The following is a 6,376-nucleotide window of genomic DNA, read 5'->3' as shown; positions in this document are numbered from 1 at the left end:
TTGAAGTCTGCCGGTGTTGTCTGTGCTGCGGCGTGGGGTTGCGGGGAGGCGGAGGTCTACCGACATTGTCTGAGCTATGGCCTGGACGATGTCGGTAGATCCGGCTGTCCGCGTGATCGGCCTCACGGGCTTAGACTAGTTGCGATTTACTACCCCCTAGGGGTATGGTTTTTGCGACATGGAATATACCCCTGCTAGGTACGGGTTATCGTCCTGCAGACGGGCGAAGGTAACGTCTGTCAACGGCCGGCGTCAGAGTGGGAAGTAACCGTGATGAAGACACCGATCAAGATCACTGCGTATGGCGGAGTGCTCGGGGTGACGTTCGCCGGGGCATTGGGCATCGGGAGCCTGACCGGAAGCCCTATCGATCGGAATGAGGAGCTGTCCACGCACGACACAGGCCATGACAGCTCCGACGACGCGGATACGGATAGTCATGGTTCGGGCGACGCGGATGGACACGGTTCCGGCGACGCGGGTGGTCATGGTTCGGGCGAGGCGGGCACGGAGCTTCCGGCCGGCCTGCAGGTCTCGGAGGGTGGATACACGCTCTCGGCGATCACCGCGCCCGAGTCGACGGATGAGCAGGGGACGCTGAGCTTCAGCATCACCGGACCGGACGGTGAGCCGGTGACTGAGTTCACCGAGTCTCACGAGAAGGATCTGCACCTGATCGTGGTGCGGTCCGACACCACCGGCTACCGCCATGTCCATCCCACCCTCGACGACGACGGCACGTGGTCGATCGACTGGGAGTGGGCGAGTGCCGGCACGTACAAGGTGTTCGCCGACTTCGAGCCGACGGCGCTCGGCCAAGGTCTCACGCTCGCTCGCACGTTCGAGGTCGGCGGGGACCACACGCCCGAACCGCTGTCCGCGGACTCTCGTGTTGCCGACGTCGACGGCTACACGGTCACGCTGGCGGGGAGGCTCGTCGCCGGTGAGAGCGCGGAGGTCACCGCCACTGTCGAGCGGGACGGCGAGCCCGTCACGGACCTCGAGCCATATCTCGGGGCCTACGGTCACCTGGTGGCTTTGCGCTCTGGCGACCTGGCTTACCTGCACGTGCATCCGGAAGGCGATCCCGGCGACGGGGTCACCACGCCCGGGCCTGAGGTCAGGTTCGCGGTAGAGACACCCACCGCCGGGACTTACCGGCTGTTCCTCGACTTCCAGATCGATGGCCAGGTCCACACAGCCGAGTTCACCTTGACGGCCGCGGATGGCGGCGGCGACGACGATCCAGGTGCGGACACCGATGGCGACGGAGACGACGGTTCGGGTGCGGACGCCGATGGCGACGGAGACGACGGTCTGGATGAGGACGCCGATGGCGACGCAGGCGACGGACACGACCGCGATGACACGCACTCCGACCACTGACAGATCCACACGGAGAGATTGATGACGACAGGCACGCAGAACGAGGAAGCGACCGCGCCCGACGCTGCCGGGTCGAACGGCGTCGCGCCGGCATCTCAGGTCGAGCTCACGATCGGTGGCATGACCTGTGCCTCCTGCGCGGCGCGGATCGAGAAGAAGCTGAACAAGGTCGACGGTGTCACGGCGTCGGTGAACTTCGCCACGGAGAAGGCCAAGGTCGAGTACGCCGGCGACCTCGCGCCTGAGGACCTGATCGCGGTCGTGGAACAGACGGGTTACCAGGCCAGTCTTCCCCCGAAGCCTGAGGCCGCGCGGGGCGAAGCGATCAGAGCGGGCGGCGAGCACCACGTGGACGGCGAGCGCCCCGCGGACGGTGAGCACAGCGCGCACGGCGAGGACGAGCACGGCCGCGAGCTTCAGTCGCTGCGCAGCCGGGTGATCATCAGCGCAATCCTCTCCGCGCCGGTCATCGCGCTGGCGATGTTCTCGGCCCTGCAGTTCGACTACTGGCAATGGCTGAGTCTCACACTGGCTGCTCCGGTGGTCGTGTGGGCGGGCCTGCCGTTCCACCGCGCAGCGTGGACCAACCTGAAACACGGCGCGGCGACCATGGACACGCTCATCTCGATGGGCACCACCGCGGCCATGCTGTGGTCCCTGTACGCGCTGTTCTTCGGGACCGCGGGTGAGCCCGGGATGACCCATCCCTTCGAGCTGACCATCGCGCGGATGGACGGCTCATCGAACATCTATCTCGAAGTCGCCACCGGCGTGATCACCTTCATCCTGTTGGGGCGCTACTTCGAGGCCCGATCCAAGCGACGGGCCGGCGCCGCGCTGCGCGCCTTGCTCGAGCTCGGTGCCAAGGAAGTGTCCCTGCTACGGGACGGGCGTGAGGTCCGAATACCGGCGGCGGAGCTCGCGGTCGACGACGCGTTCGTGGTCCGGCCGGGCGAGAAGATCGCCACCGACGGGGTCATCGTCGAGGGTTCGTCGGCGGTGGACGAGAGCATGCTGACCGGCGAGTCCGTGCCGGTCGAGGTCGGCCTGGGGGACCGCGTCGTCGGCGCGACCGTGAACGCGGGCGGACGGCTCGTCGTCCGGGCGACTCGGATCGGCAACGACACGCAGCTGGCACAGATGGCCAAGCTGGTCGAGGATGCGCAGACGGGGAAAGCGGCCGTGCAGCGGCTGGCGGACCGGGTCGCCGGCGTCTTCGTGCCGATCGCGATCGCGATCGCCGTGGCGGCACTCGGCTTCTGGCTCGGCACCGGCGACCCGCCTGCCGCCGCCTTCACCGCGGCCGTCGCGGTGCTGATCATCGCGTGCCCGTGCGCGCTGGGTCTGGCGACGCCGCTGGCCCTGATGGTGGGCACCGGCCGTGGCGCCCAGATCGGCGTGCTGATCAAGGGCCCGGAGGTGCTGGAGTCCACCCGGAAGGTCGACACCATCGTGCTCGACAAGACGGGCACGGTCACCACCGGGCAGATGACACTCGTCGACGTCGTCGTCAGCGATGGCACGGACAAGGACGAGGCGCTGCGGTTGGCCGGAGCGTTGGAGAACGCGTCCGAGCACCCGATCGCACAGGCGATCGCCCGCGGCGCGAGCGAGATCGTGGGCGAGCTTGCGCCTACGGAGTCGTTCGAGAACGTCGAAGGCATGGGCGTGCAGGGCATCATCGACGGGCACGCCGTCGTCGCCGGCCGGGAGAGCCTGCTGGCCGACTGGGCGCAGCACCTCGACCCAGCGCTGAAAGAGGCCAAGGCGGTCGCCGAGCGGGAGGGCAAGACGGCTATCGCCGTGGGCTGGGACGGTGCGGCGCGCGCCGTGCTCGTCATCGCCGACGCGATCAAGCCGACCAGCAAGGAGGCCATCGGCCAGCTCCGTGCGCTCGGCCTGAAACCGATTCTGCTGACTGGCGACAACGAGACGGTCGCTCGCTCGGTCGCCGCTGAGGTCGGCATCGATGACGTCGTCGCCGAGGTGCTGCCGAAGGACAAGGTCGACGTGGTCCGGCGGCTGCAGGGCGACGGAGCGGTCGTGGCGATGGTGGGCGACGGGGTGAACGACGCCGCGGCGCTCGCGCAGGCCGACCTGGGCTTGGCGATGGGCACCGGGACCGACGTCGCCATCGAGGCCAGCGACCTGACACTGGTCCGCGGAGATCTTCGGGCGGCGGCGGACGCGATCCGGCTGTCCCGCCGGACGCTCTCGACCATCAAGACCAACCTGGCCTGGGCCTTCGGCTACAACACGCTGGCCATTCCGATCGCGGCCGCGGGCCTGCTGAACCCGATGCTCGCCGGTGCCGCCATGGCGTTCTCCAGCGTCAGCGTGGTGGGGAACAGCCTGCGGCTGCAACGGTTCACCTCAGCCAACCAAGATCACTGATCACCGTGTGGCGACGTGGTCGACGACGACGTCGAGCGTCCACGGTCGTGCCGGGCGCGCAGGCTCGGTAAGTTCGGCCTTCCACCCCAGGGTGGCGAGCAGCTCGGCGACGTCTACCGGCGTCCGCGGCGACTCACCCGACTCCAGGATGGCGCGGACGACGTGACCTTTGGTGGCCTTGCTGTGGTGGCTGATGACGGTGCGCTTCCCGTTCTGCTCGTGCAGGACCCGCACCTTGGCGGTGCGCCGGGCGAGCTCCGGGTCCGGTCGCCAGAACGCTTCGTATGTCGTGGACCGCAGGTCGATGATGGCGCCCTGTCCGGCGAGCGCGGGCACGACGGCGTCCAATGCGGGCCGCCAGCGTGTCGCGAGCGCGCCGACGCCGGGAAGTGAAACTCCGCCGCCGAGCCGGTAGGCGGGGATGCGGTCGGTGGGCCGGAGCAGTCCCCATAGTCCGCTCGTGATGACGATGCTGCGGCTGGCGCGTCGCGCTACGGCGCCTTCGAGGTTCCGTAACCCCAACGCGTCGTAGAGGACGCCGGTGTACACGTTCCGGGCAGGCGCGGCAGGTGCATCGGCGAGCCTCGCGTTCCGCGAAATCTCATCGGCCTGAGTGGGGCCGAGTCCCAGCGCCGTCGCTGCGGCGCCGGTATCTCGCTGGCAGACTTCGACTAGTGCGGACAAGATCGTCTGGCGGGTCTCCGAGAGCTCCGGAAAGGAATGCTTTGCAAGGTTGACGACAGAGCCCCGGCTGGGCGCACTCTTCCCTTCGGATGGCGGCAGCAGTATCAGCAGGGTCTGCGCGGAAATGATGTGGCTCCTTCTGCGTTCGGTCACCGGTGGTGTGGCCACGGAGCCGACCCGGCCCCGGTCTTGCTGTGCTCATGTTAGGCGGTCGCTGGTTCGGGTTCGGCCGTGCCCGTTGACCGTCGCCGTCGTATGCGTGGCGCACGCCTGGGCAGTGCCGGGGAACCGGCCTGGTGCCAGGCGGTTTCGCAAGCGCGTCCGCGTTCGGCGATGTTGATCGCCGCGTTGAGATCGGCATGCGCGGTGTGCCCGCACTGCTGGCAGGTGAACTCGTCCCGGGAGGGTCGGTTGTGTCTACTGGTGTGGACGCAGCGTGCGCACCGCTGGGAGGTGTGCGCGGGGTCGACCAGGCAGGCGCGTCGTCCAACTTCTTCCGCTTTGACGAGCACCCATTGCGCTAGTCGTCCCAGCGCCACGTCCTGCAGCGCGCGGTTCAACCCGGACTTCGCGGCCACGTTACGGCCCGGGCTCTCGATACTTCCTTTCGCCGATCTGGTCATGTTGGTCAGGTCGAGGCTCTCCAGCGCGATCACCCCGGCCTGTGTGATCAGTTTCCGTGCGCCTCGCGGGCCTAATTGTCGATCCGACGGGAGAGCTTGCGGTACTCGGCGGCGATCCGCCGGTTCAACGCTCGCCATGCACGGGAGTACCTGACCTTTCTGGCTTACTCCTGCTGCCACGCCACAATCCGATCGCGATGATGTCGTATCCACTCCGGTATCGCATACAGACCACCGTCTGAGGTGGCCAGCGTGACCGCGACGCCCCGGTCGGCGCCAACGACTGAGCCGGCATCCACGTGCGGCTCACTGGGTACGGCAGCGACGCTGGTGAAGCCGACGGTGGCCCGCCACACCCACTTCGGATTGTCCTTGGTTCCTCCGGCACGATGGCGGGTCACGGTCAGCGTCACCGGGGTGCCGCCGCGTCCGGTCAGGCGGCCCAGCTGACGTCGTGCCGGCTTGGGCAGCCGGAACGTGCCGATGCCTTGGATATACAGCTGGCGTTGGCCGCCGTCGACTTTCCAGGACCGGGGTTCGTCCCAGCTGGCGGTGTCGAACCGGCGGCGTGACTTGAACCGCGGATACCCCGGCGTTTGCCCCGCCTTCAGGCGGCGGTAGAACGCGGAGAACGCTTCATCCAGCCTGCGTAGTGCGCCTCGAAGCGGTTGGATGCCCCAGGCGAGTACGTCGTCACGGACCCTGCGCAACTCGCTGACCTGCTTGAACTGGTCGAACAGCGACACGCTGGCCTGCGATAGTTTCCAGGCGTCGCGGCGCTCCTGCAGACCGGCGTTGTAAACCTCGCAACACGCGCCCAGCAGGTCCAGCAGCCTTCGCTCCTGACTAGGAGACGGGTCGAACGCGAACGTCGCCTTCCGGCACAACGTCTTGTCGGTCCCGTCCACCACCAGGTGTCCGGGCCCGTGCCGAGGCGCCTGCCGCTTCGAGGCGATCATGATCTGGATCATGCCACACGCCACCGACAACGTCGGCACGCTTACAGGCTCAGGCGGCGGATTCTCGACGCTGAGAGGAGTCTGCAGAGCGACAATGCTCTCTGCAGACAAATCTGACGGCTTGTCGGGGCCAATCATAGACAGTCACAAGCTTCCACAAACTACGCGTCCATACAGACGCTGACGTGTCACGAGGGACGTCGGTCGCTGAGGTGTGACGAGTGACGTGAGTCGCCGGCGTACTCGACAGATGCGAAACGCTGTCCTCTTGGCTTGAGGTTCCGCTTGAGCCATCCAAAGGCGGGCTGAGCGTAACTGTGGGCCAGGAGA

Annotated in this window: 5 protein-coding genes; 2 read left to right on the top strand and 3 right to left on the bottom strand. The window is 67.4% G+C overall.

Features of this window, described 5'->3' with window-relative positions:
* Positions 1 to 273: 273 nt before the first annotated feature.
* Both ELR45_RS04160 and ELR45_RS04155 read left to right on the top strand, forming a co-directional pair.
* The gene (locus tag ELR45_RS04160; RefSeq protein WP_129663693.1) at positions 274 to 1,386 is read left to right on the top strand and encodes a hypothetical protein; all 1,113 of its coding nucleotides are present in this window, start codon (positions 274 to 276) and stop codon (positions 1,384 to 1,386) included.
* Positions 1,387 to 1,407: 21 nt separating this feature from the next.
* On the top strand, positions 1,408 to 3,780 hold the full coding sequence (locus ELR45_RS04155; protein WP_129663691.1) for a heavy metal translocating P-type ATPase: 2,373 nt from the start codon (positions 1,408 to 1,410) through the stop codon (positions 3,778 to 3,780).
* Here the strand turns inward: ELR45_RS04155 and yaaA are convergent, their stop codons facing one another.
* The 3 genes from yaaA to ELR45_RS04140 all read right to left on the bottom strand — a co-directional run bounded on the left by yaaA (position 3,781) and on the right by ELR45_RS04140 (position 6,046).
* Entirely contained in the window at positions 3,781 to 4,632 is an 852-nt protein-coding gene (gene yaaA / locus ELR45_RS04150) for a peroxide stress protein YaaA (protein ID WP_205855911.1), read from the bottom strand.
* A gap of 35 nt (positions 4,633 to 4,667) precedes the next feature.
* Positions 4,668 to 5,120, bottom strand: coding sequence for an RNA-guided endonuclease InsQ/TnpB family protein (locus ELR45_RS04145; protein WP_165367464.1), 453 nt, complete (start codon positions 5,118 to 5,120; stop codon positions 4,668 to 4,670).
* Positions 5,121 to 5,251: 131 nt separating this feature from the next.
* On the bottom strand, positions 5,252 to 6,046 hold the full coding sequence (locus ELR45_RS04140; RefSeq protein WP_165367463.1) for an RNA-guided endonuclease InsQ/TnpB family protein: 795 nt from the start codon (positions 6,044 to 6,046) through the stop codon (positions 5,252 to 5,254).
* Positions 6,047 to 6,376: the final 330 nt, after the last annotated feature.

Source organism: Phytoactinopolyspora endophytica (assembly GCF_004138495.1).
In the GTDB taxonomy this organism is placed as follows: domain Bacteria; phylum Actinomycetota; class Actinomycetes; order Jiangellales; family Jiangellaceae; genus Phytoactinopolyspora; species Phytoactinopolyspora endophytica.
The sequence above is the reverse complement of the archived record's forward strand: the minus strand, read 5'-3'. Positions and strand labels throughout refer to the sequence as shown.